This window comes from Paraburkholderia monticola (genome assembly GCF_001580545.1).
GTDB classification, from domain to species: domain Bacteria; phylum Pseudomonadota; class Gammaproteobacteria; order Burkholderiales; family Burkholderiaceae; genus Paraburkholderia; species Paraburkholderia monticola.
This window is the reverse complement of the sequence record NZ_LRBG01000037.1, coordinates 57,597-84,396: the sequence shown is the minus strand read 5'-3', so window position 1 is coordinate 84,396 and position 26,800 is coordinate 57,597. Positions and strand designations below refer to the sequence as shown.

Genomic DNA, 26,800 nt, shown 5'->3' with positions numbered 1-26,800 from the left:
CCGTAAGCTGTCTGGATGTGACATCCGGTCGCCAACGAGCGTTTATTCAGAATCAGTCACCCCGCCAGGGCGCGAATGCGCAAGGAAGAAGCGCAACATTTCCGCGCTCGCGTCCGGTCCGGAAGGATCGGTGTAAGAGCCCCGCGGATTGCCGCCCGACCATGCATGCGGCGCCCCATGGATGGTCCAGAGTTCCGCAGGCACCCCGTCGGCTGATGTCAATCGCCGGACGGTGTGCTTGCGCCCGGCGGCGATCCCGCTCGACGGCTGGCCACGCGCCGAAGTGTCTTCGGTGAACGCGCGTACCAGGTCGCCTGCGTTCGTGTAGTGGACGGTCGTATCCGCGTCGCCATGGAACACGATCAGCGGGCACCTGGGCGGTTCAACGAAACGCGCGTCTGCGCGACGCTTACCTCCGCGCATAGCCGCGAGCGCGGAAGGCAAATCGTGCGCGCATCCGGCGGCGAGGCCAGAATGGATGCCCGCCGCGGCGTACAGGTCCGGATAGTTTTGCGCCATGACCGCAGCCATCGCGCCACCCGCCGATAACCCAGCGATGTACACGCGGTTCCGATCCACACGGTGGGTCGCCATCACCTCGCGAGTAATGCCTGCAATCAGCGAGGGCTCGCCCTTCTCGCGTGTCTGATCGACACGCTTGAACCAGTTCCAGCATTTAGACGGATTCGCGCCTTGTGGCTGGATCGGATAGACGACGAGGCACTTGTGGCTGTCGGCGAGCGCGTTCATCTGCGTACCGGCGGCGAAGTCGTCCGCGTCCTGGGTGCAGCCATGCAGCATGACGATGAGCGGCACAGGCTCATCGGTATAACCCTTCGGTACGTACAGCTTGTAGTTGCGCTGGCCGGCGGCGTTCGCGTAGCTGCGCATGCTGAAGTGTCCGCAATCTTCCGGCTGAGATTTTGCCGGGCGGGGGCGCGCGCGGTGAACAGGCTCTGCGCGTTCGGCGACGTGTACCGGCGTTGACTCCACATCCGTGAATTCACGCGCTGTCGAAGCGGCGTTCGCGGCCTCGCCGCGCAACGCACGCTGAACCGCATCTGTCGCGGCGGCGGCGTCGCCTTCGCGAAAGCGCGCGAACGCTTCTTTCATCGAATCGAGAAAGCCTTCATTGAGTTTCATTGGGTTTCCTGTTGATAGGGTTCGAGCCCGCGGCGCTACCGGATGCGATCCGCGAGCGCCGCCTTGACGGCGGCCGATGCGTGCAACGCGCCGCGTACGAGGATCGACTCGATCGTGGCGAGGGCGAGTTCCGGCGAGACGTCGGTGGCGATGCTGGCCAACCCGAGTACCTGGATGTTGAGCCGTTCGTTTGCCGCGCGTACCGCTTCAAGATCCCGCTTCGAAAAATGCTGGAGGCCCAGCACCAGTTCGCGGCGCGTGACTGTCTCGTTGACGACCAGCGCGTGAACCGACAACTGGTTGCGGATTGCCGTGCGGATCAGATCCGTACGGTTCGAATAGAAACCTTCTTCCACGAGCAGGTCGATCTGGCCCAGATCAACTGGACCCAGATTGATCGTGATTTTTTCGGTTTCACCGCCTCGGGAACGTGCTGCCTCGGAGGTTGTGTCTTTTGCCATTACGGTTGTTGTCCCATCTGTTTACCATCCATATGGATGGTTATAGGCTGGTTATTGGATGCGGTCAACGACAAATTGGTAACAGCGCGCGGCCCGCACGCGTGAGCGGCCACGGTCTTGCGACCAACACCAGGCCTCACTATCCCGCGTGGCTGCTCTACGGTTCCGTCGTCCTGCTTCTCATCACCAATACGATCAACATCGCGGCCGACCTCACGGCGATTGGGGCAGCGGTCAACCTGGTGATCGGCGGTCCCGTGCACATTTATACCGTTGCATTTGCGTTGGTTTCCGTGCTGCTGCAGCTCTTCATTCCCTATCGCGTCTACTTGCGCGTACTCAAGTGGCTGACGCCCGCGCTATTTGCGTATGTGGCCACGGTGTTTGTCGTGCAGATCCCGTGGCAGACCGTGCTGGTTCGTACCTTTATTCCGCATCGGTCATGGAAAAGCGCGTACATCACGACGGTCGTCGCCATACGCGTCAATTAAAACCCTGTATCTGCAATGAGAGAACGGTATAACCCACTGAAGCGTATGGACAAACCGATCGGTCTGACTTGATACAGGGTACCGGGCAGCCGGTAGACAAACTTCTCCGCACGCAGGACATAGAAAACTCCGTCTTTTGAAATTTAAAAAACCGGATTGATTGGATTAGTGCTGATGGAATATTGCAGTGTCGCGTTGCTACCCGGGACCCGCTCGGCAGCACGGTCGCCGTCCACTTGCCGGACACTGGAGGCGAGCGGAAGATTGCTCGATGAACGGACCGATAGTTAGCGATTTCCGTGCAAAACAGGACTACACTGAAAATAGGACAAATTCCGGGAGCAGTACCATGGTTGACGCTACCCCTCAGAGCACCTTTCACGGCCTTCCATTGACTCCCGAGCAGGATGCAGAAGTCAGGCACTATATAAAAAGGAAAAAACAGCGTGGCGCGCCGTGGAACACGCCAGAGCTGGAAGCTGTGCTTGAAGACATGCTTGAGCCCCCGGCTGACGACGACGCAGGGGTCGGTGCAGATGTCAACGAAACGAGGTCAGCCACGGAACGCGCGACAGCGTCCGTCGACGAAACGATGGAACCCATCGAGGCAAGCGAGGAGCGCAATGCTGCGATGGAAGCAGAGGGGATGAAGGGGCCCCGACACTAGAGACTAACTGTTAGCGACAATGTCGCTCAGGACGGCCGCTTTCTTATTCGATCGGCCGCCGTAGAAAACGATCCGACTCGGCGCCCCGGGGACGCCTCTTCCTTGACCGCTACGTCGTTCCTGGCTCGTCCACCAGCCAGGACCTTCGCGGCGGCCGACGGCCATGCGAGCCCGTTGCGCTTGCTCGTATAGATGCTCTCCGGGACCAGTTTCGGCTCATACCGCGGCATCCTTAGCGTCCAGACGAGGGTAGTCGTTAGATACCCAACGCTGGTTGCAAGCGCCTCGAAATATTTTTGAATCGACGCATGCCTGCGTAGCAATTGGCATCGCGTCGTCCTCTGTGAGAGTTCTACATAAAGGGAGTCCATCATGAGCAAAGCTCACGACGCCAGGAAGACAGAGAAGAAAGTCGCCACCAAAACGCCGAAGGAAAAGAAAGACGCGAAGAAGTTGAAAAAGGAGGCTTCGAAGCGTCAGTGATATCGCACTGCCAGGTGCGTCTATGGATTCAAGGCTGGTCCAGCGGCGTTTTTGCCATCGGGACGGGCACTCATCTGCTCGATACAGCGGATGCTCCGAGAGCAGAGAAAAGACGCGTCAGTTATGCCACGGTCGACTCCAACGCCACTAAATGGCGCTACTCGGGCGTGTGTGCGCAAAGCTGATTGTGGTTTCAATTTCTCCAATCCCGTCCGTGGCTCGTACGGTCCGTTGCCCGAGGTAATGCGTGAACCGATTGAAAAGGATGATATGACGTATGCAATGTGGGGCATCGCGATCGGGCTGACGCTGATGTTCGGCGTGTCGCTGTGGCGATACAGGCGCAGCTTTCTGTACAAGCGGGAGATCCGTTGGATGGACGAACACCATGAATTGGACCGGCTACGCGAGCAATTGGGATTGCCGCTCCAGAAATGATACGCGCTGGGCAGACTGGACAGGCGTCACGACGGCCTTCGTTATATCGGAGATGTCTGCGATGCTGAACCGCGAACAGGCGGGGAATTCGAGCGACTCTTACCCGATTTGAAGACGTTGTGACCGAGCGTAAGCGCGTCCCGTTCCGTCCAGGGGACTGTCGGGCGGTGGCGTTGCCTGCTATCAAGCGCGCTCGACTTCATCGAATACATTGAGCAGTCGGGTTACACGCCTGTTTCTATCGGGTAGCAGACCCTGCAGCGTCGATAGCGAAGAAATGCGACGTCGCCAGTACGATAGCGCGGGCGGATTTCCGCGCACCCGCAACGGAATAATCTGTTCGAGGTGCGTCAGGTCTGTTTCGAATTGGTGGCGCGACATCAGCCTCCCTGTCCGCGAACATCTGCCAGGAAGCCATCGTCTAGAGCAATGGCCCTTCGTCCAGGTTTTCAAGTTCGCGTACGGCAGCCAGCGTAAAGAACGTAGAGCGTGTCGAGTGCCGCTTTTTTGCTGCAGCATCGATTCTCTGCAGCAGACTCTCGGGCAGACTGAATTGAACGTTCACGGCTTTCGAGGTAACCCGCGTCAGATTGATCTCAATGAACATCCAGATTCCTTGCTCGTCGTCCATGTCGAGCGATTGCAATTCCGAAGTACTGCAGGTTGGAGCGGGTATCAGCTGTTCGCTGCGGTCATACATCAGTTCGACAACCTCCTGCGCGTTGCGTTTCAAATCATCGAGCGAATGGCCGCGCACAACTGCTCTGGGAAGATCGGGAAAACTGGCACGAAAGCCGGCAGTCCCATCGCGGCGCACATAAAGCGGGTATTGCATGATCTGCTCCACTTTGGGCTGCATGACATTCGATCTGTCAGAGTCCGGTCGGCTCAATCTTGCCATCGACGATGTCTTTGCCATATTGCATCGCGCGCTCGATGGCATCACCCGAGGTGGTCGGACTTCCCGAGTCGAATAACGTTGCATAGCGCCGGGCCTTGACCTCGCGGGACGGAATAGTGTCTATTCGCACGACGGACGAAAACTGCCGTGGACCCTTGGCATACGGGTCACGATGCAGGGGGAATTCCTGGTGAGAGTACGCACGTAGTTCGTGCCCTCTGTATTCAATGGTGGGAATGGTCATGATGACGCGCTCCGTAAGCGGTGCTGACCGTCATTGAAATCTATCTATCCGGATGCTGAAAATGGCGGCCAGAGGTACATCTGGATTACTTCACAATGCGCTTAATGGCTCTGCAAAGCAATCTTAATCTTGCGGACGAAAAAGTAGAGAGCAGCGACTTACCAGCCTCTCGTCGGACGGCGAGACCATCGAGCGATCTGCTTCCTCCGGAGCGTGGCCCTTGTGCTTGAGTACGCAAAAACACTGGGATGACCGCACGAACTCACTCGGGCGCGCAGTGGACGTCGAATTTGACCAGCTTCGTCGGACCAAATGTATTGCTGATCGCAACATCGGCTGCATCGCGGCCGCGCGCCATCAGCACACGTCCAGTACGTGGCACGTTGTTGCGCGGATCGAAGGTCTGCCATGAGCCGCCAACGTAGGCTTCGAACCAGGCTGCAAAATCCATCGGACTCCACGGCGGCGGCACGCCGACATCGCTGATGTATCCCGTGCAATAGCGCGCCGGAATGTTCATCGCGCGGCACAACGCCACGGCCAGATGCGCGAAGTCGCGACACACGCCTTTGCGTTCCTGCCACGCCTGAAAAGCGGTCTTGGTCGGCCGCGCAAATTCGTATCCAAACGTGATGTGCTGATGCACGTAATCGCAAATCGCCTGCACCCGGCGGCGCCCCGGATGCGAACTGGAAAACAGATTCCACGCAATGTCGGACAGCAGATCGGTTTCGCAATAGCGGCTGCCGAGCAGGAACATCAGACATTCATCAGGAAGCGTTTCAATGGCGTGCTGATAGTCGAGCGTTTCGCGCTTCTCGGGTTGATCGGAGATGTCGAGCAGCGCGGTGGTGGAGAGCGAAATCAGCCCTGGCGGCGCGACGATGCGGCTGCAGAGATTGCCGAAGGTATCGCGATACTGTGTGATCGCCACCGGTGGATCGACCGCCAGCAGATCGGCGGACAGCACATCCTGCGCTCGGGAGAAATGCGTGTTCAACATCAGCATCATCGGCGTCGGCTGCACGCATTCATATATCAGTTCATAGCCCACTCGAAGTTTCATCGAACCACCCTTGCATTGAAAGAGTCGTGACGCGCTGGGCGCCTAGACGTCTTCCGTCACGCTTACGTCGACCTCGAGACCGAGGAACGAATACATCGCACCATGCCACGTGCCCCAGAGCGGCAGCACCTGCTCGTAATTCCACGCCACCGCGACACGAATCAGATGGCGGTTGCCGACGATACTGTTGGTCGGATCGAAATCCACCCAGCCTGCACCGGGAAGGTAGATCTGCAACCATGCGTGGGTCGCGCCGCCCCCCAAGGTGGCGTCATAGTCCGGCACGAAGATATAGCCGCTGACAAACCGGGCCGCGAGGCCAAGCGAGCGGACAGCATCCATCATCAGTACCGCGAAATCGCGGCAACTGCCGCGGCGCATGCGTAACGTGTCGGCAGGACGATTGACACCCTTCTCGGTACGCCGCACGTACATGCAGCTGTTCTTGATCTCGAGCGTCATACTGCGCAACAACGTCATCGTGCTCGTGATGCCGACGGGTTCGATAAAGCGTTGCGCCCATAAGTCGACCTCGGCGTCCGGGTACTGACGGCTTCGCGCGTTCACCAGATCGGAGGCCTCCTCGCTCGTATAGGCGAAGGGCCACGTCGACGCATAGGGCTCCAGCGAATAATCGGGCAACGGCGCTTCCCAATGTTCGAGCGTCACCTCGCTTCGGAACAGCAACTCGGACGCTTCGACGGAAAATGTCGCGACTGCGACCGAGTTGTCGAAGACATCGTGTAACCAATGCAGCCGTTCGGGTGTGGGTGTAATCAGCAGTTGCGTGGTGAGAAGCCGCAAATCATGACTCGCACGCGGGCGGAACATCATCCGATGCTCACCAAAGCGCACAGGCTCCGAGTAGCGGTAGACGCTCTGGTGCCGTACGGTCAGCCTGTGAGGCGCGCTCATTTCGATTCGCCGCGAACAAATTTGCTCACCATTTCGTTCCCAAAAAGAAAGCTCACCGCCACAGGACGGACTGGGCGGCAATCGTCAACAACTTGGATACGCACTGAATGCGGCTATCGACGAGGGCAACGAGGCGTACTTCGATGGCAGCGACGCGGGTTGCCGGGCAGATTTGTCGGCCTCTGCCGACATTTTGCGCACCTGAAGCGCAACACCCGCGCGTTCACATCGCGACGGTCGCTTACTTCTTTTTCGTCGAATCGCTCAACACCGAAACCTTCGGGGCGAGTGTCCTGAACCGGTCTGGGCTGGGAGATGGCGGCTTTTTAGGTTGTTTAGGCTTCTTTGCCTCGCGATTACTACGCTGTTCGCCTTTTGGCATTTCACTCCCCCTTTCGGCAGCCACGGATCGGACCGCTCTCCGTCCCATTCTGGGCGTATTTTTAATGGATGTCGCGATCTATTTGCCGTAAAGGCCCGGTCGCCGCTTTGCCGATTGTTCTTGCTTTGTTGCGTCATGCGGCGCACTCTCGAACAATCAACGTGTGTATGCACCCCGCTTTCATCGGTGCGCAGTTCGTGTTTGGATCGACAGTCCCCGCACGAATATGTGTTGAATCCTGCACGCGAGTGAGCATCGCGGCCTTGATGTGGCCGCTGGGGTGCTCAGGCGTGCTTTCTGGCCTCAGGCCATTGCCTTGACGTTGCACTCTCTATTTGCGGGCATCCAGATGCTGAAGCGCCCCCCGATGAGCTCGACCTCGCCGAGCAGACAGGAAGACCCCGTTGCGACCCGGAAGGCTCGTGCCGACGCCTTGCGGCAGGCGGAAGCAGACCGCGCCCAGAAGCGGCTTGACGGTGATGCGCGCATTGATGTCAATGCCGCGAAGTGGCGCTACGTCTCGTCGGGAAAATAGATGGCAAAGAAGATGGTCGGGCTCAGCTTTCCCAATCCCAGTCGCTCCTACGACGCATCAAGGCGTTGCGTGTGTTTTTGGGGTTACGACAATGCTCGCGAGATCGCGTTTCTGGTCGATGGCCAGATGCTGATGAAGCTCAATCCCGGAACCCGCAGTGAGGAAACCGATCTGCTCGCCGCGTTCGATCGCAGTCTCGACCAGATACGTGAGCTGGCCAAGACGTTATATAAGGGCGACCAACAGATCCGGTACGTGATCTCCTGATCCACGTAAGCGTGGCCCCCACGCGCGCAAGCATCTGCATTTGCCGGACATCCACCACGGCCATAGTCGACGACCTCACGTGATTTCAATGTCCCCATCACTGCGCCACCCGAATCTGCTCGTCCGCCGCGGCGAGCCGCGCCGCCAGCACGCGCGCGACGAACATGTGCATGCGTGCAGCGAGCGCGGGATCGTCAGATTCCATGCGCTGGAGCGTTGCAAGGGCGAGCCGTAATACCACGGTCGGCTCATCGGCCACGACGTCGGCGCTACGCCGCGCACAGTTGTACGCCCCCATCTCGCCAACGATGGTTCCGGCGCCGAAGCTCCTCAATCGCAAAGTGCGTTCCTCGCCCACGGGCAGCGCCACGGTTAGTCGACCGGTCTGAACGAAGTAGATCGAGTCTCCCGGATCCGCTTGCCGAAACAGGTACTCGCCGGGCGCGAGCGAGACAGTGTCCAGATGGGGCCGCAGTCCATGGAGTGTGTCGGGCAAATCCGAGGCGATGGCGCTTGCGCCTGTCACTCGCGTCGCGCCCAGAAGTTGCGTTTCGATCCATTCGAGCCCGCTATCCAGATCGGCTGAAAAGCGCGGGCCGCAGGGGTTGCCCGGCTCGGCAATGCCTTCGGTAAACCACTTTTTCAGCACCGGCGAAAGGCCAGTCAAGACGAGTTGCGCGTTCACGCGAGTGCAGGCCTCGCGCAGGCGCGCGAAGCTCGCGATGCTCGATGCGTCCACCCCGTGCACGCGCGCGAAATCCACCAGCACGAATCGAACGCTGACGTGAGGATTCCCCGCAGCGGCTGGCGTCTCGATGCGCGCGCGGATATGAGTGAGGATTGCGTACGCGGTGCCAAAGAAGAGAAAGCCCTGCAGCGCGACGCCGTAGAGCGCATGCGCCTCGCCATCGAGCATGCGATTTTCGTCAATGGTGCGCTCGAGGTTCGAGCGCCGCCCGCGCCCGTCGAATTCGAGGCGCAAGCAGTTGACGCGCCCATAGCGCACGACGAACAGCAGAGACGCCGCGATCACCCCCAGCACCACGCCTGCGACGATGCCATAGACCGCCATGCACACCATGATCGCAGGAATCAGCAGGTAGTCATGCCACGGCAGCCGTCTGAAGGAATCGACGAGCCATTCGATCAGCATTGCCGCGCCGATAAAGAGCTGCAGTCCGACCAGTACGGGCTTGGGCAGGAGCGCCATCAGGTTGGGAAAGAACGCGATCGCCACGAGCGAGAAGACGGCCGCGAGCACACCGGCGCGCCGTCCGCGTACGCCCAGGCGCCAGTTGATTATGGTACGGGTCATCGATTGCGCGCCGACCAGTCCGCCCGCGAGTCCGGTCACGAGATTCGCGAGGCCGGCCGCGCGCATCTCGCGGGTGAAGTCGATGTCGTGCGAGGTCGTCACCCCGATGCTCGTCGTGTTCAGAAGCACCGTCATCGACGAGACCGCGGCGATCGCGACGATTTCCGGCGCGCGGGAAGCGAGCACGGGCAGCCAGGCTTGATGAACGAGCGAGAACGGCAATTGCACGGTATCGATCGGCTTGTAGTGAAACAGCAGGCCCATCTGGTGCGCGTCATCGATGCTTTTGCCCGACAGTGTCAGCCCGACGTAGAACACCGCGATACCGAGCGTCATGACGGAAGGCAGCACGACTACAAAGCGCGAGCCCGGCGTGATACGCGTGAGCACCAGCAGACTCACGCCTACGAAAAACGCGGGGACGGTGGCAAGCAACGGCAGCCGCATCAGAACGCCCGGCATCGCTGCGCCGAGGGGCACGCCGGTGAGCACACGCAGTGCGCCTTCGAGCAGTAGCAGACCGGTACCCGCAAGAAAGCCGCCGATCACCGGAAACGGCACATACTGGATTACGTTGCCGCGCTTCCAGTTGGCGAGCACGAAGAGCAGGGCACCGGTGGTGAGCGACGACACGGCAATCAGCAACAGCACAGTGGAAAGCACGGCGCCGTCGCTGCCGCCGGCGGTGCGAATGGACAGCGCGGTAGCCGCGGCCAGGCCGGTGAGCAGCGCGGTCCCGTTCGAATCGGGGCCGGCGATCATGAAGGGCTGCGAGCTCGCGAGCGTGACCACGAGGGCGACGATCACGCAGCTCAGAAGCGCCGTCGGCATGCCGGTCGGAAGCCATGTCGAGAGCCCCGCCGAGAAGATCATCGCACCGTAACCCGCGGCATAGGAAAGCGCGATTAGCGCGGTGAGCAGGCCCGCGAACGTATCTACGCCGAGCGACGAAAGGGCGGTATGCCCGCGCGATGCAGGCTCCGCCGACGGGTCGGGGTGAGGTTGCACGAGTTTGTCGTCGTCGCTCGCGTTCTCGCTCATGATGACCCCGCGGGTCCGCTACATCGGAAGTCAGGCTCGCCTCGCTGATCGCGAAGGCGCAGGGGCGATCGTTAAGCCTTTCTTGTGCCCTGCAGAAATGCGCGGGCTACGCGTACATTTCCGGGCGCAAATCACTGACTTCGACGATCGCATCGGCGGGTATCTGGCAACGCCGCGCGGCAGACAATATCGCTTCGGCGTTCGGCGCCTCGTAAAGGCAGTACGTCTTCTTCTTGTCGGCACTGAGAAACGAAAAGAGCCACTGGACTCCTTCCTCGTCATTGATCTGTTTGATCCCTTGTGCGGCTTCGTTTGTCATTTCAAGCTTCTCAGCGAAATTTCGCTCGATCATGAAACGTGGCATGGCGATCTCCTTTTCAGACGGGACGCATTACTGCGCGTGGGAAAGACATCAAACCTGTTTCTCAAGAACTTCTGACCTGATTGCCGGAACTGCCGTTGATGCGTTGTAGCAAAGCAAACATTCCTAAGCTTTTGGCCGTCTCCGCGGAGGCTGCCAGCAGTTGTGCTGCCCGGACCCTGTCACTCTCGTGATTGCGGGCGGCCAGCATCACGGCAAATTCGTGCTGGGTATGCGCCAACCACGGCAAAGCCTGAAGTCGGGCGTCCATCTCCAGCGCATACTCGAAATAGTGGTGGGCCGTCGTCCATTCACCGAGGACGCTCGCGAGCATGCCGAGATAGCGTGCCGTCGATCCGCAGCACAGGGTGAACGCCGGAACGGTAACGGCCTGATGCTGGTATGGCTGGAGCAGTTCATGGATGCGCGCCGCCTGCTCGCGTTCCTCGAGCCGCGCAGCGACTTCCGCCAGATACGTCAAGGTGATAAGCCGCTTGCTGTCGACAGGAAGTGCCGATCCGCTGAGATCCATGCGATCGAGATCGTCACGGGCTTGCGCATCAAAACCGAGGTCGGTCCAGATCAACATGAGCCCCGGCCGCCAGATCGAATCGGTGGGGTGCTCGCTGACAAACCGCTTGAGTACCGGCGCTACCTCGGCGAGGCGTCCCTGTTCGCGGCGTATCGTAAACATCTGCACCCCGTAGACACCCGCCGCGAACGCCCCCTTACCGCTTTCCGCGAGTTTCAGTGATTCCGTTGCCTTCGCCTCGGCCGTCGCGAAGTCGCCGAGGAGGATGGCTCGCATGGCCTGGGCAGCAGTAGCGCACCATTGATCGACGAAGTGCCGGCCGCTCGTGGCGATTTCGCGGTATCGCTCGAGCGATGTTTCAAAGCCTTCCAGCTCACCTATCTCCAGATAGCCGGTCAGACATCTCGCGCACGCGTGCCCGATGGAATGGTCATCGCCGAGTTCTTCGGCAATCTGACGAAGTTCCTGCATGACCTCGCGACGGGCAGCAAAGGCATGCGCAGGTAGCGGCTGGGCGCCGACATACATCAGCTTGCAGGCCAACGCGTCGAAGAGGCTGGGCCGGTCGTTCAGACGTCGCGCAAGCGCGATCGCTTCGATGGAAAACCGAAGGCCACGAGTCGACTCCCCAGTCATGTGAGACGTCCGCACGAGCCGGCTCAACAGGCGGCAGCGCTCGATGCTGTCTTCGGTTCCGAGTTGACCGAGCGCCTCTTCGAGCAGCGCGATGGACTCCTTGCCCGTGCCTTCGAGAAAGGTTTCTGCCCTGTCGAAGCCGAGCGCGGCCTGAAGCAGGTATCCCGGCAACTTCTCGTCGCGCGCCAACTCTGCGGCATGGCGAAACGTGACCATGGCCTCGCGCCGCCCCAATCTCTGTTCGGCCTCGCCGCGGATCAGAATCAGAGGCAGCATGCGATTGACGCGAGCGTGCTGGTCCACCTGGAGACTACGGGCCAGTTGCAGTCCACGCTCCGCGTGAACGATCGCCTCACTGTAGGCGGCGCGCGTCAGGGCGCGCTCTCCAGCCCGTTGCCAGTAACCGATGGCGGGTTCATGCAACTCGGCAGCCGTGAGATTCTGGGCGATCAGTTCCGGTTGCTGTTCCACCACCTGCGGGTACTGCTGTTCGAGCACGGTGGCGATCATGGCGTGGTAATGCCGGCGCCGCGTAATCAGCAGGGACTGGTAGGCGATCTCCTGAATCAAGGCATGGCGGAACAGGAAAGCTTCCTCTATCGTTGGCGCCCGCGGGGCGGGCAGGATGATCTCAGCCGCTATCAACTGGTTGAGGGTTTGCTGCAGTTCGCTCTCGGGGATCGTCGAGATCAAGGAGAGGAGTCGGCGGCTGAATTCGCGTCCAATCGTCGATGCGATCAGAGCGGCCTCCTTCACTGCCGGCTCCAGCCGGTCGAGCCGGGATAGCAGCGAGCCCTGGAGGGTGTCGGGAATCGCGATCGTCTGCGAAGTCGGCTTGAGTTCGTAGTGGCTTCCCGCGTCGCGGAGAAAATCGCCATGAATGACCGCCTTGGTCAATTCCTCCACAAAGAGCGGTACTCCGTCGGTCTTTGCGACGATCATCTCCACTACCACTTGCGGCAGCGGCTTGCCCGGCGTCATGCGCTCGATCATCGCGTTGCAGTCGCTGCGCGAGAGCCTGTCGAGATTGAGCTGGACAACATGCGGGTAGGTCCACCGTGGCTGGAATTCGGGGCGGGCGGTGATCAGGACCATCAGCTTCGCGCACACCAGGCGCTCGAGCGTCAGCGTGACGAAATCAAGCGTGGATGGATCAACCCAGTGCGCATCCTCGATGACGACCAGCAGTGGCCGAGTACCGGCCGACTGCGCAATGAGCGCGATGAGCACGTTCAGGTAGCGACTCTTGATATCTGGCGAAGACGCGTCGAGCGAGGGGTGATGATCTTCGGTGGTAACGCCCAGCAGCGAAGAAAGCACAACCAGCGTTTCTTCGTGATCGACGTCCATGGCCCGGATGCTCGCCTCGAGCCGTTTGGCATCGTTCCCGTCACCGGCCTTCTGACCGATGCCGAGCGTGTGTTGCAACCACTGTACGACCGGCCAGAAAGGACTGTTGCGGTAGTACGCCGAGCAATGCAGCAAGACCACCTCGTGCGGCTCGGCATCGATGGCGCTGGCAAAAGCGCGCAGTACGCGAGACTTACCGATTCCCGGGTCACCCGTCAGCAGCACACAACGCATTTCCCCGTCGGTGCTTTGCCTCCAACGCTGCCGGATCATTTCCAGCTCGGGTAACCGACCGATCAGCGAAATCTCCGCTCGGGCTCGTGCCTCGGACTGTTCGAGCACGCGATGGACCAGAACCTGCTCGGCAATTCCCTTCAGTTCCCGGCAGCCAAGCTCTTCGAGTAAGAACGCATGCTCGACCAGCCGTTTTGTGGCCGGTCCGACCACGAGCGAGTCCGAAGGTGCGATTGCCTGCAGACGCGCCGCGACGATGGGCGTCTCGCCGACGATCGCCTGGCGGTCCAGTGACGAACCTGCGCCGACTTCTCCCGCGACGACGAGACCGGTTTCAATGCCAATCCGAACGTGCAGGCGTCCGAGACCGCCGGTGACGGCGTCCGGACTGGCGCGCCCGAGCGTGGCGAGAATCGCGAGGCCGGCCGTGACTGCCCGCACGGCGTCGTCCTCGTGCGCCCGGGGGTAGCCGAAGTAGACGACGAGCCCGTCGCCCAGGTACTGCGCGATATGACCTTCGTGCGTCTCGATGGCGTTCGCGCAGACCTGGTGGTAGCCGCCCAGCAGCCGGCGCGTGTCCTCTGGATCCAGATGATGGGTCAGCTCTGTCGAACCCACGAGGTCCACGAACATGACCGTGACCTGCCGTCGCTCGGCGGGCGTGGATTGAATTGGCGAGGCGGGGCGGGGTTCGTTTGTCGCGTCTTTCGGAGCGGTGGGCTCGCATGACGCTGCGCCGGAGGTGTTCAACTGCGCAAGCGCTTTCAGCAGGCGTTTTCGCTCGCCAAGCTGGAGGCCCAGCTCTCTGAGATCCTGCTCGGACAGCTCGCCGATCACGTCCCAGTCGATGCCTTGCGCGATAAAGTTCGCAGCGTGCGCACCGAGACCGATCTGCGTAAGCCAGGTCGATAGGTCACCGGGAGTTGAATCGTCCATTCTTCACCGTACTTCCGCACGTCCCGACGTTTTGCCCGCAGACACCACAGCCCTGAGCCTCGGGCGTGGGCGGCCTTGCATTTCCATCTCGTCTGCTCAATGCGCATCGCTTTCGAACATAGTCTCCAAATCATGAAAGCGCAATGTCAGGATGGTCGGAATACCCTCGGGCAGGCCGAAAAATACGCGGTTCTGTCGTGGAGTCAGCCCGGACGCGACTCACCACGCCCCAACGACGTTGCCGGCGGTGCGTTATACGAATAACGCGTGGCTGATTGAAACTTTGTTTTGGCCAATTGTCTTTGTATGGTGGTCTTCACTATTTACACGCCGCGGCCATCGACCCCATCCAATCATCAACGGTGACCCGCCTCGGCCGGATCGACCTACAGGAGACGAAACCATGGCCCAGCTCGTCGCGCTTTACAAGAAACCGTCCGATGCCAAGGCGTTCGATGAATATTACGCGTCGACCCATGTGCCACTGGCGAAGAAACTGCCGGGCCTGAGAGACTACGAGATTAGTGTAGGGCCGGTTGCGATGGCGCAAGGCGACTCTCCCTATCATCTGGTCGCCGAGCTTCGCTTCGATTCGGTCGATGCGATCAAGGCGGCGCTCGGTTCGCCCGAAGGCCAGGCGACCGCGGCAGATCTGGCCAACTTCGCGCAAGCCGGTGTCGATCTTCTGATCTTCGAGACGAGAGAGGCGTAGTCCGCCGGGCGACGGCTGAACTTCGTCGAAACGGCCCCCCGATCCCCGTGCGCGCCGCCTCCGTTCACGGCAGCCCAGTCCTTATCCACCAAGGGTTTCAGCCCGCTCGCCCGGTGCGTTGGACTCACTGGTAAACCACTATCGCGCGCGGATTGGTATGTCAGTAGTGTCAGACGGAAACGCGTATGCGCATGCCCTTCTTTTGCTTCGAGGAGGCGCCATTGAAAAGCTCCTTCTGCAAGTCCGATCCAGTCCCGCTATAGCAACTCCGCAAGGTTCCGTGCTTCACGCACACCGTGCCGGCAGTCCACGACCAGCGATGTGCGCAGGCAATCGGTACGTCCAATCGAACAAAAAGGAGGCAACATGCTTTCACGAATCCACGTGCTTCGAGCGGCGGCGAGCGCCGCATTGACGCTCTGCGCAAGCGGGGCCTTCGCGCAGGTTGCGGTCGTGTCCGGGCCGTCCAGCGACCCCACCTGCATGGTCCCCTGGAAGAGCGACACGAAGTTCATCAAGTATCCGAAGAAGAACGCGCCTTACCGGGTCGCACTCGTGAACGGCTATATCGCGAACACGTGGCGTATCCAGATGATCAGGACGGCCAAGGCCTACACCGCGCAACCGGCCGTCGCCGCCAAGCTCAAGGAGTTCAAGGTCGTCTCGACCGGCGAGGACGTTCCGGCGCAGATCTCGGCCGTCAACAACTTCATCGATGCCGGTTATGACGCGGTCATCGTGAACGCGCAGAACCCGTCCTCATTCGGTCCCGCGATCCGCCGCGCGAAGAACGCCGGTGTGGTGCTGGTCGCGTTCGACAACACGCTCGACAGCGAAGACGCGATCAACGTCAACGTCGACCAGTATGGGCTCGGCGCGCTGTGGGCCAAATGGCTCGCGGGCCACCTGCCGAACGGAGGCAAGGTGCTCGAGGTTCGCGGGGTGGCGGGCACGTCGGTCGACACGGACCGGCACAACGGTTTCACGAAAACGCTGGACGACACCGGCAAGAAGTGGAACGTCGTCCAGGTCTACGGCAAGTGGGACGACGGGGTCGCGCAAAAGGCCGCCGCTGACGCGATTGCCGTGCAGGGTCATTTCGATGGCATATCGGCGCAAGGCGGCGACACGGGCGTCGTGCGCGCGATGATCGATGCGAAACATCCGTTCGTGCCTTTCGGCGGCGAGACGGAGAACGGTTTTCGCAAGTTCTGCGCGCAGTATGGAGCCCAAGGCCTGAAGTGCACGTCGGCGGGCACCGGTCCCGCGCAGGTGGCCGTGGCGATCAAGACGGCACTCGCTGCGCTGGACGGCCAGACGATTCCCGTGGCGATCAAGCTGCCGCTCGACGTCACCGACGATTCGATGCTGAAGTCGGGCGTCAATTATTTCCCGAACGACTCCGACAACTTCTTCGTCGGCAACTCGTTTCCGACGTGCGGCATCAATTTCTCTGCGCAGGAAATCATGAAGCAGAACCAGGGCAACCAGTGATCGGATGATGGCCCGCGCTGTGACCGGAGACGAAGCATGCTGCAGGATGCAGAGCAGCCGTTCTTTCAGATGTCTGGCGTGTCGAAAAGCTACGGCGGTGCCGTCGCGCTGGATCACGCGGAGCTCACGGTGCGCAGGGGCCGAATTCACGCGATCCTCGGCGAGAACGGCGCGGGCAAGTCCACGTTGCTGAAGGTCATGTCCGGCGTCGTGCAGCCGGACGAGGGCACGATGCATTTCGATGGCCGGGAGGTCTCGTTCGCGTCGCCCGCCGAGGCGAACGCGGCCGGCATCGTCTGCGTGTATCAGGAGCTGTCGCTGATCCCCGACTTGAGCGTGGCGGACAACATCTTCGCCGCGAACCCGCCGCGCCGTTTCGGGATGATCGACCGACGAGCCCAACGCCGCCAGGCCGAGGAGGCGCTCGCGCGAGCGGGCGCCGCCGACATCAATCCGCTTGCCAAAGTCCGGGACCTGCCGCTGTCGCGCCAGCAGATGGTTGAGCTCGCGAAGGGACTGGCACACGCGCCACGCATTCTGATCCTCGACGAAGCCACTTCGGCGTTGACCGCGGCCGACGTCGCGCGCGTGATCGAGGTGCTCAAGCGGCTGCGCGAAGAGGGACTCGCGCTGCTGTTCATCTCGCACCGCATGCACGAGGTGAAGGCGCTCGCGGACGAATGCACGGTCTACCGGAACGGTCGTCATGTGATGAGCTTCGAGGCGGGTACGCGCTCCGACAATGAGGTCGTCGAAATGATGATCGGCCGGAAGTACCAGCATGCGTTTCCAGCAAAACCCGCGGCAAAACCCGCTGCCAAACCCGCGGCCGAACCGACGGACCAGCCCGCGGACGCCCATAGCACCGCCCCGGTTCTCGCCTGTCGTGATCTCGCGTGGAGCGACACGCTGCGGGGCATCAGCTTTTCATTGCAGGCCGGAGAAATCCTCGGGCTGGGCGGCCTCGACGGACAAGGGCAGCGCGAACTGCTGCTCGCGCTATTCGGCGTGTTGCGCGGCTGCGCGGGCAGGATCGAGATCGACGGCAAAGCCGTGTCGATCGGGAGCCCGACGGCCGCGCGCGCCGACGAAATCGGTATGGCGCTGATCCCCGAGGACCGCAAGACCGAAGGCTTGATGCTGCCGATGTCTTTACGCGAAAACCTGTCGTTTGCCGCGCTCGATCGCATGTCCACCGCCGGCATCATCGATCGCGATCGCCAGCAGTTGCTCGTCGAGCGGATGATGGAGCTGCTTGCGATCAAGTCGTTCAGCGTCGACGCGCCCGTGGGCTCGCTGTCGGGCGGCAACCAGCAGAAGGTAGTCATTGCGAAGTGGCTGATCCGGCAGCCGAGGATCCTGCTGCTCAGCGACCCGACGCGCGGTATCGACGTCGGCACCAAGCAGGAGCTCTACCAGCTGCTCAGGCGCCTCGCCGACGAAGGCGCCGCGATTCTGTTCTATTCGACCGACTATGACGAGCTGATCGGCTGCTGCGACCGCGTGCTCGTGCTGTACGAAGGCAGAATCAAGAAGGAACTCGTCGGCTCGGCGATCACCGAGCAGAACCTGATCGCCAGCGCACTCGACCTGCCCGTCGGACAGATTTTGCCTTCCACGGGAGTCGCGCTATGAGCGGGCTGCGTTACTGGTATGCGGAGAATCGCGGAGCGGTGTTCGCGTTCGGTCTGTTCGTGCTGATGTTCGCGATCTATCTGGTCAACTATCCGTCGGCGTTGTCGGCCAACGTATTTCAGACGGCAGCGAACAAAGCGGTCCTGCTCGCGCTCGTCTCGATGGGGCAGGCGCTCGTGGTGCTGACGGCCGGCATCGACCTGTCGATCGGCATGACGCTGGTGCTGACGAATTGCATCGGGTCGTGGATCGTCACGGGCGGCTCGCTACACAGCGCGCTCGGCATCGCCGGTGTGCTCGGGGCGGGTGCACTGTGCGGCGCGCTGAACGGCGTGATCATCATTTTCGGCCGGCTGCAGCCGATCGTGACGACGATTGCGACGGGTGCCGTCTACTACGGACTGGCGCTGCTGCTGCGCCCCGTGCCCGGCGGATCGATCAACGAGGCGCTCGCCGACGCACTGACCGGCAAAGTCGCCGGCGTTCTGCCAGCGAGCTTGCTGATTCTGCTCGCCACCATCGTGATCGTCTGGATTCCTTTCAAACGCTCGGCGATCGGGCGCGCGGCGTACGCGACCGGGTCGTCCGAACCGGCGGCTTTCCTGTCCGGCATGCCGATCCGCCGCGCGAAGTTCGCGAGCTATACGCTGGCCGGCCTGCTCGCGGCAGTCGGCGGGCTGTTTCTGACCTTTTTCACGGACACCGGCGAAGCGAGCCTCGGCAGCGCGAACTCGTACACGCTGTTTTCGATCGCCGCGGTGGTGATCGGCGGCGTGTCGCTGCTCGGCGGCAAGGGCAGCGCGATCGGCGCGGTCTTCGGCGCATTCGCGTTCCGTTCCATCGGCGATCTGCTGTTCGTGTTCAACGTCGATGCGCTGTGGCAGCCGCTTTTTCAGGGCGTAATTCTGCTGCTTGCCGTCGCGATCGGCGCGTGCGGATTGTTCAGGGTGCGCAACCGTCTGGAGTGGTTTCAATGAGCCACGCTTCCGCGACCGGCCGGACCACGTTGGTGTCGAGGCTCACTCGCAGAATCGACAAACCGATCGTGATCGCGTTCGCGTGCATCGTCGCGCTGCTGCTGGTCGGCGGGATGTTTTCGCGCAACTTCACGTCGCCGGAATACATCCTGCTGCAACTGAAGGTCGGCGCATTCCTCGGCATCATTGCGACCGGCCTGATGATGGTGATCCTGCTCGGCCACATCGACTTGTCGCTGCCGTGGACGATCACCGTCGGCGCGATGATGGCGTGCGCGGTCGCGGGGCACGGCGAACTCGGGCGCATCCTCGCGATTCCGGTCGGGATCGGTTGCGGCGTGCTGATCGGCATCGTCAACGGCATCCTCGTCGCCCTGCTGCGCATCCCGTCGATGATCGCGACGCTCGCGACCAACGCGGTCGCGCAGGGCATCATGATCGTCTATACCGGCGGATCGTCGCCGCAGGATTCCGCGCCCGAGGTGATGCGCTGGCTCGCGGCCGGGTGGCTCGTACCTGGCATGCCGAATGCCGCCGCGCTGTGGGTGGTGATCGGCGGCGCCACGATGTTCCTGCTGTCGCGCACGACCTTCGGCCGCACGCTTTACGCGATCGGCAATACCGAGCGCGCGGCGTATCTTTCCGGCATCGATACGCGGCTCGTCACGGTGACCGCCTTCGCCGTGTGCAGCGGGTTCGCCGCGTTCGGCGGCGTGCTGCTCGCGGGCTATGCGTCGAAGGCCGCGCAGTCGATGGGCGATGCTTACCTGTTGCCGGCGATCGCGGCGGTGGTGCTCGGCGGCACGTCGATTCTGGGTGGACGGGGCTCATACCTCGGCACGGTGGCCGGCGCGATCCTCATCACACTGCTGCAATCGATCCTCTCGGTCGCGCAGATGCCGGAGGCGGGGCGTCAGATCATCTACGGCGTGGTGATCGCGGCGATGCTGCTGCTGTATGGGCGTAGCAAGCGGGAGGTGTAGGGCGAGGCGCCGGGAAGCGCGCGGCAGCGTTCGCGGCGACAATCTCGAATCGCCACGACTGAGACGAACCATGGATCAAAGCGAAGACTTCATCGTGCGCACCATGTCGGCTGACGAGGTGGCCATGGCGGTCGAATGGGCGGCTGCCGAGGGATGGAACCCCGGCCGGCATGACCCCCGCTGTTTCAGAGCAGCGGACCCGGACGGCTTCTTCGTCGGCGTCTGGCGCGGTGAGCCGGTCGCATGCCTCGCCGCTGTCGCCTATGACGAACGCTTCGGCTTCATCGGTCTCTACATCGTCAAACCCGGGTTTCGCGGCCAGGGCTTCGGCATGCGAATCTGGCAGCACGGTATGCGTTATCTGGGGGACCGCAACGTCGGGCTCGATGGTGTCGTTGCCCAGCAGGCGAACTACCGGAAGTCCGGGTTTCAGCTCGCCTACCGCAATATCCGCTATCAAGGGCACGTGAACGGCATTGGGTGTGCGCACGTGGCGGCAGTGGCCGATGTGCCGTTCGAGCAGTTGCTTGCCTACGATCGCCCATGTTTTCCCGCGACGCGCGAGCGTTTCGTTTCCGCGTGGATCGCGCAGCCGGATGCCGTTGCGCTCGCGACGGTCGCCGCTGGCCGTCTCGCCGGCTACGGCGTCGTGCGCCGCTGCAAGGCGGGCTGCAAGATCGGCCCGCTGTTCGCCGATGACGCGGGCGTCGCCGCTGGGCTGTTTCGCGCGCTGGCGGCGAGCATGCCTGGCGAGCTGATCGTTCTCGACGTGCCGGAAACGAATCCTGCGGCCGTTGCGCTGGCGGAACAGCATGGCATGACGAGCGTCTTCGAAACCGCCCGGATGTACACGAAAGACGCCCCCGCGATGGCGATCGATCGCGTGTTCGGGGTCACGTCGTTTGAGCTGGGGTGAAAGAGGGCGGACGCATCTGAGTTACCGGTCGGCATCTGAACCTCAAGCCGCTCGACATATTCGAGGCAGGCTTGTCTCACGCTATTCGATATCGATAAGACGTGCCTCGAGCAAGCGCGCGAGCGCCACGCCGCCTTCGCGCATGATCGAATCGTGATTCCAGCGGAAGACCAGCCGCGCGAGCGGCGTGCGAGCGAGCGCGCTCATCCACGCACTGGCAGTCCTGACGTGCCAGTCGTAGCGCACCACGGTGCGGCTACCGTCGGCTGCGAAATGCCAGCGCCCCACGCCTTCCAGCGCGCCGCTCGCCTCTCCCTCCAGCGCGACAAGCGGCGCGACGCGCGTGACGCGCACGTCGATGATCACCCGATAAGGCAGCACGCCCTTCCACGTGTACCGATGCACAGCGCCCAGACCGTCGGTCTCGCCCGCCTGCAACTCACGCACTGCCTCGACATTCTTCCACCACCTCGGCCACTTGGTCGAGTCGTGGATCGCGTCCCACACCGGCTGCACCGGTGCCTCGAAGCACCACACGGTGGTCAAACGGAATTCCGCCATCGTTTCCCTCGTCCTTGTATGCGATACGGCTATGCGGGTACGCAGGCCGACCCGCGCAGGCAGGTGGACTCGCGTGCGCATTGCGTGGTGCGAGGCAATGTTCCAGAATCACCCATCAGCCACGCCCGGCTACGTTCGAGTACTTTCGAGTATAGGAGGCGGCGATGCGCAAACCGGCAATCGAGGTCACGAGTCGGCAACGGCACACGTCTGTGCGATGACGGACGCCCCGCTACCGGACCGGGATTTCGTGGCCGATGCGCAGGCGCGCTTCGATGCGCTCGCAAACTATCAGGTCACGCTGAAATCGACCTCGGCGGGAGCGGAACCGGTCGAGGTGCTCTACGGCTACCGCAAGCCGGGCCTCGTGCGGATGGACTTCATCCGTCCGCATGCCGGCGCGACACTTATCTATAGCCCTGCATCAGGGAAGGTCAAGCTTTGGCCATTCGGTTTCGGCACGTTTCCGATGCTGATGCTGAGCCCCGACAGTCGCATGATCCAGGGCCCGCAGGGTCATCGCATCGACCGGTCCGACATCGGCGCTTTGCTCGCCAATGTCCGTGCGCTTCAACAGCATGGCGACACGCAAGTGGTCGGCGCCGAGACTATCGGCATGCACCGAACGTCGCATGTGATCGTGACGGGCAAGACCGGACACGTGGAGGCCGGCGTTTCCCGCTATGAATTGTGGTTCGATGTGAGCCACGGGCTACCCGTCAAGGTCGCGAGCGAAGGCGCGTCACGTGAGCCGATCGAAACGGTACTGATGGAGGATCTGCGCATCGACGTACCGGGGTCGCAGCTTCGGCCGTTCGGCTAGTCGCGCTGGCGCGCGATCGCACGGCCATGAATTGCCCCGGGCGACGGGCGAGATCGGAAGCCGGCGTGAGTCAGATACGGGTTTGGTTCACGCGCTTCATCAGTTCTTCGGCGCTTTCCTTGCGTTCGCTGTACCGGTCGACCAGATAGGGGCCAATGTCGCGGGTCAGCAACGTGAACTTGACCAGTTCCTCCATCACGTCCACGACGCGGTCGAAATAGGCCGACGGCTTCATGCGCCCGGCTTCGTCGAATTCCATGAATGCCTTGGCCACCGAGGACTGGTTTGGGATGGTCAACATCCGCATCCAGCGTCCGAGCACGCGCATCTGGTTGACCGCATTGAACGACTGCGAACCGCCGCTCACTTGCATCACCGCGAGCGTTTTGCCCTGCGTCGGCCGGACTGCGCCGACCGAAAGCGGAATCCAGTCGATCTGCGACTTCATGATGCCGGTCATCGCGCCGTGCCGCTCCGGCGAGCACCAGACCATGCCCTCCGACCACAGCACCATGTCGCGCAGTTCGGCCACTTTGGGATGGCTGTCGGGCGCATCGTCCGGCAGCGGCAGGCCGCTCGGATTGAACGTGCGGACCTCGGCGCCCATGGCGGCCAGCAACCGCGCTGCTTCTTCGGTCAGCAAGCGACTGAACGAGCGCTCTCGCAAGGAACCATAGAGAAGCAGAATACGCGGCGGATGCAGCGACGCTTTCGCAGGCTGCAAACGAGCGATATCGGGAACGCGAAACAGCGCCGGGTCGACCTGCGGCAGGTCAGTCGTGAGATCGGACACGCTGGCCCTCCGTCGTGTCCGGGTTGCGATAGATGATGACGTTGTTCATGTGGATGATTCCATAACTCTCAGGCGCATTCGTACCAGTCTTTTGAACGGTTGACGATGCGCACCACCAGCAGCATGACCGGCACCTCGATCAGCACGCCCACGACCGTCGCAAGAGCAGCGCCCGAGTCGAAACCGAACAGGCCGATCGCGGTGGCGACGGCCAGTTCGAAGAAATTCGACGCACCGATCAGGGCCGACGGGCAGGCGATGTTGTGCTTTTCACCGACCGCGCGATTGAGCCAGTACGCCAGCGCCGAATTGAAGAACACCTGGATCAGGATCGGCACGGCGAGCAGCACGATAACCAGCGGCTGCTTCAGGATGGCCTCGCCCTGGAATGCGAACAGCAGCACCAGCGTCGCGAGTAGCGCCGCGATGGACCAGGGACCAATTTTCGCCATCGCCGCATCGAATGACGCTTGCCCCCTCGCGAGCAGCGCCTTGCGAAGGATCTGCGCGAGGATCACGGGAATCACGATGTAGAGCACAACGGACGTGAGCAGTGTCGCCCACGGCACCGTAATGGCCGAGATGCCGAGCAGCAGGCCGACGAGCGGTGCGAACGCGATCACCATGATGCTGTCGTTCAGGGCCACCTGCGACAGCGTGAAGAGCGGATCGCCGCCGGTCAGCCGGCTCCAAACGAACACCATCGCCGTGCACGGGGCTGCCGCAAGCAGGATCAGGCCCGCGACATAGCTGTCGAGTTGCGCGGCGGGCAGCATCGGCGCAAACAGATGCTTGATGAAAAGCCAGGCAAGAAACGCCATCGTAAATGGCTTGACCAGCCAGTTCACCACGAGCGTGACACCGATGCCTTTGATGTGCTGACGGACTTCATGCAACGCGCCGAAGTCGACCTTGACGAGCATCGGGATGATCATCACCCAGATCAGCAAGCCGACCGGCAGATTGACCTGGGCGTATTCCATCCGGCCAATCGCCTGGAAGAGGTTGGGCAGCAGCTGGCCGAGTGCGATGCCGGCGACGATGCATAGTGTGACCCAGACGGTCAGGTATCGCTCGAAGAAGCTGATGGCCGGCTTCGAAGAGGTCTCTCTCGAAGCGGCAACGTTGGGCGTGTTCATGGGACGATTCGACGAAGAATGGCTCAGCTTTGCAGGATGTCGTTCAGCGCCTGTTGAAGCTCGGTGTCGCTCAGACGATCCAGCGGCAATTCAAGCAGTTGCAGCATGCGATAGCCGATCGCCTGGCGTGTGAGTTCGAACGCCTGCCGTTTGCCTTCGTCGCCGCCCGGTGCGTTCGACGGGTCGGCATAGCTCCAGTGAACCTTCACCGGGCTTCCGGGCCAGAACGGACACGGTTCGGCAGCCGCGCTGTCGCACACCGTGATGACCACCCGCATTGGCGGAGCGCCGTCCGCCACGAATTCGTCCCAGCTTTTGCTGCGATAGCCTTCGGTATCGATGCCTGCGTTCGACAGGGCTTCGAGTGCAAACGGATTGATGCGGCCGCTCGGGGCGCTTCCCGCGCTATAAGCGCGGACATCCTTGCCGAGCTTGCGCGCCCAATGGTTCAGCATGCCTTCGGAGAGCACGCTGCGCGCTGAATTGTGGGTGCAGAGAATGAGTACGTTCGTGGTCACGATTTCGTTAGCGATGACGTTTGCTCAGCAGCAAGCCGAACCGGCAGGTTTGACGGGAATGCCAAGCGGTTTTCCGCTCGGCGCGCAGCAGGACGTTGCCCCTTTCGATGACGGTTCATGGCGACTCTCGCCGTAGACCGGAGCGCTATCGAGAGTATGGAAATGCTCCCAGGCGATGCCCTGCGGATCGACGACCCAGTGTTTGTCACTGCGCGCATAGCAGCACGTGGTTTCGCCCTGATCGAGCAGGGCCATGTCCGCGGCCCTTGCCCTTTCCGAAAGCTCGGCAAGCTCGCTGGCGTCGTCCACCTGGAAACCCAGATGGTCCACACCGGATCGGCTGCCGCGCGTCGAAATCGCAAAATTCACGCGTGGATCATCCAGCATCCATTTCGCGTAGTCCGCTTCGACACGCGTGGGGTCCGCGGCGAACAGCTTCGTGTAGAACGCGACGCTGGCCGCAAGGTCATCGACGTGGACGTGAAGGTGAAACCGCTTCATGGAGAGTCTCCGTCAGCATTGGCAAGAGCTAGGGCCTGTTCACGCTAATAACGGGCTTGCGAACGTGCCTTTGCGCTCGCAGTGCAAGGAGCGAGGAGCGCCGTTTGGCCTCGCCAAACAAGCGACGAGCGACGCCGCAATGCGGGCGCAAAGGCACGTTCCCCTGACTTGAAATCATTCGCGGGGCTGGCCGCCAGAAGGGCCGATCGCCGCGTCATGCTCCTCGCGAATACGTTGAGTATTCGCTTCGTCGCAATCCTTGCGCTCGGCCCTTCTGGCGGCCAGCGCAAGCCCGTTATTAGCGTGAACAGGCCCTAGCGCCAGGATCAAGGCAAGCCTGGCCCTGGCAGCAGTTTTCGGTCAGAAAACCGAGAAGAGCGTTCATCTGCTCGAAGGAGGTTCGATAGATCAGGCTGCGCCCGTCGCGCTTCTGCGTGATCAGCCCCGCGTGCATCAACTCCTTCAGGTGAAAGGAGAGCGTCGCGTTAGGAACATCGAGCTGCTCAGCAAGGGCACCGGGGGTCAAGCCAGCGGGACCGGCCACGACCAGCATTCGGAACACGCGCAGGCGAAGCTCGTGAGCGAGCGCCCCCAGGGCGCGGATGACATCGTTCTCTTTCATATTTCCAATATATTCGAAATGATGTTTGAACGCAAGGTTTGGAATGCGCTATGCGGGACTCGATCCGCAAGTTCATGGGTGTAGTGAATGGCTCCGCAGGCGTACGATGAACAGCATCGTCCCGTTGGTGGACTGCCTGATTGACGGAGAGTCGAGATGAGACGTCTTTATTTCCTCGCACCTGACACGACGACGGCAAAGGCGATCGTAGACGACTTGCTGCGGGCGCGGATCACATGGCGACATATCCATGTTCTCGCGAACCACAGCGTCGCACTCGAACAGTTACCCGAGGCATCCTTGCTGCAAAGCAGCGATGTCGTGCACTCGCTCGAACGCGGCGTGGCGCTCGGCGGTGCGACCGGGGCGCTTCTCGGCCTCGTGGCGCTCGTGTTTCCTCCCGCGGAGCTCGCGATTGCGGGGGGCGCCGTCGTCGCATTGACGCTGGCGGGCGCCGGCTTCGGGGCCTGGACGGCCGCGATGATCGGCGTCGACGAACCGAATGCGCGACTCGAGCGCTTTCGCGGCGCCATCCGTGACGGCCAGCTCCTGATCATGGCCGACGTCCCGGGATCGCGAGAACAGGAAATCGAGCAGATGGTCGCGCAACATGTTCCGAAGGCGGATCTCGAAGGCGGGGAGCCGACGACGCCGATCTTCCCCTGAGCTTCCCCTGAGAACCAGTCGAGACGAGGGCGCTCAAGCGCACAAGGACGCGGTTGCCCGCG

Annotated in this window: 28 protein-coding genes; 13 read left to right on the top strand and 15 right to left on the bottom strand. The window is 61.8% G+C overall.

Features of this window, described 5'->3' with window-relative positions:
• Positions 1-42: 42 nt before the first annotated feature.
• Together CI15_RS24395 and CI15_RS24390 are read right to left on the bottom strand one after the other, a co-directional pair.
• The gene (locus CI15_RS24395; protein WP_062132395.1) at positions 43-1,143 is read right to left on the bottom strand and encodes an extracellular catalytic domain type 1 short-chain-length polyhydroxyalkanoate depolymerase; all 1,101 of its coding nucleotides are present in this window, start codon (positions 1,141-1,143) and stop codon (positions 43-45) included.
• Between the two features lie 35 nt (positions 1,144-1,178).
• Entirely contained in the window at positions 1,179-1,604 is a 426-nt protein-coding gene (locus CI15_RS24390) for a hypothetical protein (protein WP_062132391.1), read from the bottom strand.
• A gap of 32 nt (positions 1,605-1,636) precedes the next feature.
• Between CI15_RS24390 and CI15_RS24385 the strand changes: the two genes are divergently transcribed.
• The 3 genes from CI15_RS24385 (at position 1,637) to CI15_RS37180 (ending at position 3,683) form a co-directional block, all read left to right on the top strand.
• Positions 1,637-2,095, top strand: coding sequence for a divalent metal cation transporter (locus CI15_RS24385; protein ID WP_082814284.1), 459 nt, complete (start codon positions 1,637-1,639; stop codon positions 2,093-2,095).
• Positions 2,096-2,444: 349 nt separating this feature from the next.
• Positions 2,445-2,762, top strand: coding sequence for a hypothetical protein (locus CI15_RS24380; RefSeq protein WP_062132385.1), 318 nt, complete (start codon positions 2,445-2,447; stop codon positions 2,760-2,762).
• A 726-nt stretch (positions 2,763-3,488) separates the two neighbouring features.
• Positions 3,489-3,683 (top strand): hypothetical protein, encoded by a 195-nt coding sequence (locus tag CI15_RS37180; protein WP_153041183.1) that lies wholly within the window; start codon positions 3,489-3,491, stop codon positions 3,681-3,683.
• A gap of 421 nt (positions 3,684-4,104) precedes the next feature.
• Here the strand turns inward: CI15_RS37180 and CI15_RS24375 are convergent, their stop codons facing one another.
• The 4 genes from CI15_RS24375 to CI15_RS24360 all read right to left on the bottom strand — a co-directional run bounded on the left by CI15_RS24375 (position 4,105) and on the right by CI15_RS24360 (position 6,809).
• On the bottom strand, positions 4,105-4,518 hold the full coding sequence (locus CI15_RS24375) for a type II toxin-antitoxin system HicB family antitoxin (RefSeq protein ID WP_062134094.1): 414 nt from the start codon (positions 4,516-4,518) through the stop codon (positions 4,105-4,107).
• Positions 4,519-4,555: 37 nt separating this feature from the next.
• Positions 4,556-4,828 (bottom strand): hypothetical protein, encoded by a 273-nt coding sequence (locus tag CI15_RS24370; RefSeq protein WP_062132382.1) that lies wholly within the window; start codon positions 4,826-4,828, stop codon positions 4,556-4,558.
• A 262-nt stretch (positions 4,829-5,090) separates the two neighbouring features.
• Complete coding sequence (locus CI15_RS24365) at positions 5,091-5,894, bottom strand: transglutaminase-like domain-containing protein (protein ID WP_062132378.1); 804 nt, start codon at positions 5,892-5,894, stop codon at positions 5,091-5,093.
• Positions 5,895-5,936: 42 nt separating this feature from the next.
• Complete coding sequence (locus CI15_RS24360; protein ID WP_062132375.1) at positions 5,937-6,809, bottom strand: transglutaminase family protein; 873 nt, start codon at positions 6,807-6,809, stop codon at positions 5,937-5,939.
• 143 nt (positions 6,810-6,952) lie between these two features.
• On the opposite strand from CI15_RS24360, the gene CI15_RS37030 reads away from it, so the two are divergent.
• Both CI15_RS37030 and CI15_RS24350 read left to right on the top strand, forming a co-directional pair.
• A complete protein-coding gene (locus CI15_RS37030; protein WP_161950057.1) occupies positions 6,953-7,282 on the top strand; it encodes a hypothetical protein in 330 nt (109 codons plus the stop codon).
• Between the two features lie 444 nt (positions 7,283-7,726).
• Positions 7,727-7,993, top strand: a complete 267-nt coding sequence (locus CI15_RS24350) for a DUF1488 family protein (protein ID WP_062132372.1) — start codon at positions 7,727-7,729, stop codon at positions 7,991-7,993.
• Positions 7,994-8,090: 97 nt separating this feature from the next.
• Here the strand turns inward: CI15_RS24350 and CI15_RS24345 are convergent, their stop codons facing one another.
• The 3 genes from CI15_RS24345 to CI15_RS24335 all read right to left on the bottom strand — a co-directional run bounded on the left by CI15_RS24345 (position 8,091) and on the right by CI15_RS24335 (position 14,398).
• Complete coding sequence (locus tag CI15_RS24345) at positions 8,091-10,349, bottom strand: SLC26A/SulP transporter family protein (protein ID WP_062132368.1); 2,259 nt, start codon at positions 10,347-10,349, stop codon at positions 8,091-8,093.
• A gap of 106 nt (positions 10,350-10,455) precedes the next feature.
• The gene (locus CI15_RS24340; protein WP_062132365.1) at positions 10,456-10,713 is read right to left on the bottom strand and encodes a DUF4242 domain-containing protein; all 258 of its coding nucleotides are present in this window, start codon (positions 10,711-10,713) and stop codon (positions 10,456-10,458) included.
• A gap of 61 nt (positions 10,714-10,774) precedes the next feature.
• Positions 10,775-14,398 (bottom strand): adenylate/guanylate cyclase domain-containing protein, encoded by a 3,624-nt coding sequence (locus tag CI15_RS24335; RefSeq protein WP_062132362.1) that lies wholly within the window; start codon positions 14,396-14,398, stop codon positions 10,775-10,777.
• Positions 14,399-14,801: 403 nt separating this feature from the next.
• Between CI15_RS24335 and CI15_RS24330 the strand changes: the two genes are divergently transcribed.
• The 6 genes from CI15_RS24330 (at position 14,802) to CI15_RS24305 (ending at position 21,115) form a co-directional block, all read left to right on the top strand.
• Positions 14,802-15,110 carry an EthD family reductase gene (locus CI15_RS24330; RefSeq protein ID WP_062132359.1) on the top strand — a complete coding sequence of 103 codons (309 nt, stop codon included), beginning with the start codon at positions 14,802-14,804 and terminating at the stop codon, positions 15,108-15,110.
• A gap of 366 nt (positions 15,111-15,476) precedes the next feature.
• Positions 15,477-16,604 carry a sugar ABC transporter substrate-binding protein gene (locus CI15_RS24325; RefSeq protein WP_062132356.1) on the top strand — a complete coding sequence of 376 codons (1,128 nt, stop codon included), beginning with the start codon at positions 15,477-15,479 and terminating at the stop codon, positions 16,602-16,604.
• A gap of 36 nt (positions 16,605-16,640) precedes the next feature.
• Entirely contained in the window at positions 16,641-18,239 is a 1,599-nt protein-coding gene (locus CI15_RS24320) for a sugar ABC transporter ATP-binding protein (protein WP_062132354.1), read from the top strand.
• Positions 18,236-19,216 (top strand): ABC transporter permease, encoded by a 981-nt coding sequence (locus tag CI15_RS24315; protein ID WP_062132351.1) that lies wholly within the window; start codon positions 18,236-18,238, stop codon positions 19,214-19,216. Before CI15_RS24320 ends, CI15_RS24315 begins: the two co-directional genes overlap by 4 nt.
• Positions 19,213-20,199 (top strand): ABC transporter permease, encoded by a 987-nt coding sequence (locus CI15_RS24310; protein WP_062132348.1) that lies wholly within the window; start codon positions 19,213-19,215, stop codon positions 20,197-20,199. The genes CI15_RS24315 and CI15_RS24310 overlap by 4 nt, the downstream gene beginning before the upstream one ends.
• A gap of 70 nt (positions 20,200-20,269) precedes the next feature.
• Positions 20,270-21,115 (top strand): GNAT family N-acetyltransferase, encoded by an 846-nt coding sequence (locus CI15_RS24305; RefSeq protein ID WP_062132345.1) that lies wholly within the window; start codon positions 20,270-20,272, stop codon positions 21,113-21,115.
• Between the two features lie 81 nt (positions 21,116-21,196).
• On the opposite strand, the gene CI15_RS24300 is transcribed toward CI15_RS24305, so the two are convergent.
• Positions 21,197-21,676, bottom strand: a complete 480-nt coding sequence (locus tag CI15_RS24300; protein ID WP_062132342.1) for an SRPBCC family protein — start codon at positions 21,674-21,676, stop codon at positions 21,197-21,199.
• 97 nt (positions 21,677-21,773) lie between these two features.
• On the opposite strand from CI15_RS24300, the gene CI15_RS24295 reads away from it, so the two are divergent.
• Positions 21,774-22,499 carry a DUF1571 domain-containing protein gene (locus tag CI15_RS24295; protein ID WP_206597780.1) on the top strand — a complete coding sequence of 242 codons (726 nt, stop codon included), beginning with the start codon at positions 21,774-21,776 and terminating at the stop codon, positions 22,497-22,499.
• A 70-nt stretch (positions 22,500-22,569) separates the two neighbouring features.
• Here CI15_RS24295 and arsH read toward each other — a convergent pair whose 3' ends face one another.
• The 5 genes from arsH to CI15_RS24270 all read right to left on the bottom strand — a co-directional run bounded on the left by arsH (position 22,570) and on the right by CI15_RS24270 (position 26,072).
• Positions 22,570-23,292: an arsenical resistance protein ArsH gene (gene arsH, locus CI15_RS24290; RefSeq protein ID WP_062132335.1), complete on the bottom strand. Its 723-nt coding sequence runs from the start codon at positions 23,290-23,292 to the stop codon at positions 22,570-22,572.
• A 68-nt stretch (positions 23,293-23,360) separates the two neighbouring features.
• The gene (gene arsB, locus CI15_RS24285) at positions 23,361-24,431 is read right to left on the bottom strand and encodes an ACR3 family arsenite efflux transporter (RefSeq protein ID WP_062132332.1); all 1,071 of its coding nucleotides are present in this window, start codon (positions 24,429-24,431) and stop codon (positions 23,361-23,363) included.
• A 23-nt stretch (positions 24,432-24,454) separates the two neighbouring features.
• Complete coding sequence (locus CI15_RS24280; RefSeq protein WP_062132330.1) at positions 24,455-24,949, bottom strand: arsenate reductase ArsC; 495 nt, start codon at positions 24,947-24,949, stop codon at positions 24,455-24,457.
• 24 nt (positions 24,950-24,973) lie between these two features.
• A complete protein-coding gene (locus tag CI15_RS24275) occupies positions 24,974-25,450 on the bottom strand; it encodes an ArsI/CadI family heavy metal resistance metalloenzyme (protein WP_062132326.1) in 477 nt (158 codons plus the stop codon).
• Between the two features lie 298 nt (positions 25,451-25,748).
• On the bottom strand, positions 25,749-26,072 hold the full coding sequence (locus CI15_RS24270; protein WP_062132323.1) for an ArsR/SmtB family transcription factor: 324 nt from the start codon (positions 26,070-26,072) through the stop codon (positions 25,749-25,751).
• Between the two features lie 156 nt (positions 26,073-26,228).
• On the opposite strand from CI15_RS24270, the gene CI15_RS24265 reads away from it, so the two are divergent.
• Positions 26,229-26,738: a hypothetical protein gene (locus tag CI15_RS24265; RefSeq protein WP_062132320.1), complete on the top strand. Its 510-nt coding sequence runs from the start codon at positions 26,229-26,231 to the stop codon at positions 26,736-26,738.
• Positions 26,739-26,800 lie beyond the last annotated feature (62 nt).

Coding starts and splice junctions, on each gene's coding strand:
- CI15_RS24340 (WP_062132365.1), bottom strand. CDS start 10,713: ATGCCACGTTTCATGATCGAGCGAAATTTCGCTGAGAAGCTTGAAATG.
- CI15_RS24380 (WP_062132385.1), top strand. CDS start 2,445: ATGGTTGACGCTACCCCTCAGAGCACCTTTCACGGCCTTCCATTGACT.
- CI15_RS24265 (WP_062132320.1), top strand. CDS start 26,229: ATGAGACGTCTTTATTTCCTCGCACCTGACACGACGACGGCAAAGGCG.
- CI15_RS24300 (WP_062132342.1), bottom strand. CDS start 21,676: ATGGCGGAATTCCGTTTGACCACCGTGTGGTGCTTCGAGGCACCGGTG.
- CI15_RS24395 (WP_062132395.1), bottom strand. CDS start 1,143: ATGAAACTCAATGAAGGCTTTCTCGATTCGATGAAAGAAGCGTTCGCG.
- CI15_RS24385 (WP_082814284.1), top strand. CDS start 1,637: ATGGATGGTTATAGGCTGGTTATTGGATGCGGTCAACGACAAATTGGT.
- CI15_RS24275 (WP_062132326.1), bottom strand. CDS start 25,450: ATGAAGCGGTTTCACCTTCACGTCCACGTCGATGACCTTGCGGCCAGC.
- CI15_RS37030 (WP_161950057.1), top strand. CDS start 6,953: ATGGCAGCGACGCGGGTTGCCGGGCAGATTTGTCGGCCTCTGCCGACA.
- CI15_RS24330 (WP_062132359.1), top strand. CDS start 14,802: ATGGCCCAGCTCGTCGCGCTTTACAAGAAACCGTCCGATGCCAAGGCG.
- CI15_RS24370 (WP_062132382.1), bottom strand. CDS start 4,828: ATGACCATTCCCACCATTGAATACAGAGGGCACGAACTACGTGCGTAC.
- CI15_RS24345 (WP_062132368.1), bottom strand. CDS start 10,349: ATGAGCGAGAACGCGAGCGACGACGACAAACTCGTGCAACCTCACCCC.
- CI15_RS24325 (WP_062132356.1), top strand. CDS start 15,477: ATGCTTTCACGAATCCACGTGCTTCGAGCGGCGGCGAGCGCCGCATTG.
- CI15_RS24270 (WP_062132323.1), bottom strand. CDS start 26,072: ATGAAAGAGAACGATGTCATCCGCGCCCTGGGGGCGCTCGCTCACGAG.
- CI15_RS24390 (WP_062132391.1), bottom strand. CDS start 1,604: ATGGCAAAAGACACAACCTCCGAGGCAGCACGTTCCCGAGGCGGTGAA.
- CI15_RS24315 (WP_062132351.1), top strand. CDS start 18,236: ATGAGCGGGCTGCGTTACTGGTATGCGGAGAATCGCGGAGCGGTGTTC.
- CI15_RS24310 (WP_062132348.1), top strand. CDS start 19,213: ATGAGCCACGCTTCCGCGACCGGCCGGACCACGTTGGTGTCGAGGCTC.
- CI15_RS24320 (WP_062132354.1), top strand. CDS start 16,641: ATGCTGCAGGATGCAGAGCAGCCGTTCTTTCAGATGTCTGGCGTGTCG.
- CI15_RS24335 (WP_062132362.1), bottom strand. CDS start 14,398: ATGGACGATTCAACTCCCGGTGACCTATCGACCTGGCTTACGCAGATC.
- CI15_RS24360 (WP_062132375.1), bottom strand. CDS start 6,809: ATGAGCGCGCCTCACAGGCTGACCGTACGGCACCAGAGCGTCTACCGC.
- CI15_RS24295 (WP_206597780.1), top strand. CDS start 21,774: ATGTTCCAGAATCACCCATCAGCCACGCCCGGCTACGTTCGAGTACTT.
- CI15_RS24350 (WP_062132372.1), top strand. CDS start 7,727: ATGGCAAAGAAGATGGTCGGGCTCAGCTTTCCCAATCCCAGTCGCTCC.
- arsB (WP_062132332.1), bottom strand. CDS start 24,431: ATGAACACGCCCAACGTTGCCGCTTCGAGAGAGACCTCTTCGAAGCCG.
- CI15_RS37180 (WP_153041183.1), top strand. CDS start 3,489: ATGCGTGAACCGATTGAAAAGGATGATATGACGTATGCAATGTGGGGC.
- CI15_RS24305 (WP_062132345.1), top strand. CDS start 20,270: ATGGATCAAAGCGAAGACTTCATCGTGCGCACCATGTCGGCTGACGAG.
- CI15_RS24365 (WP_062132378.1), bottom strand. CDS start 5,894: ATGAAACTTCGAGTGGGCTATGAACTGATATATGAATGCGTGCAGCCG.
- CI15_RS24375 (WP_062134094.1), bottom strand. CDS start 4,518: ATGCAATACCCGCTTTATGTGCGCCGCGATGGGACTGCCGGCTTTCGT.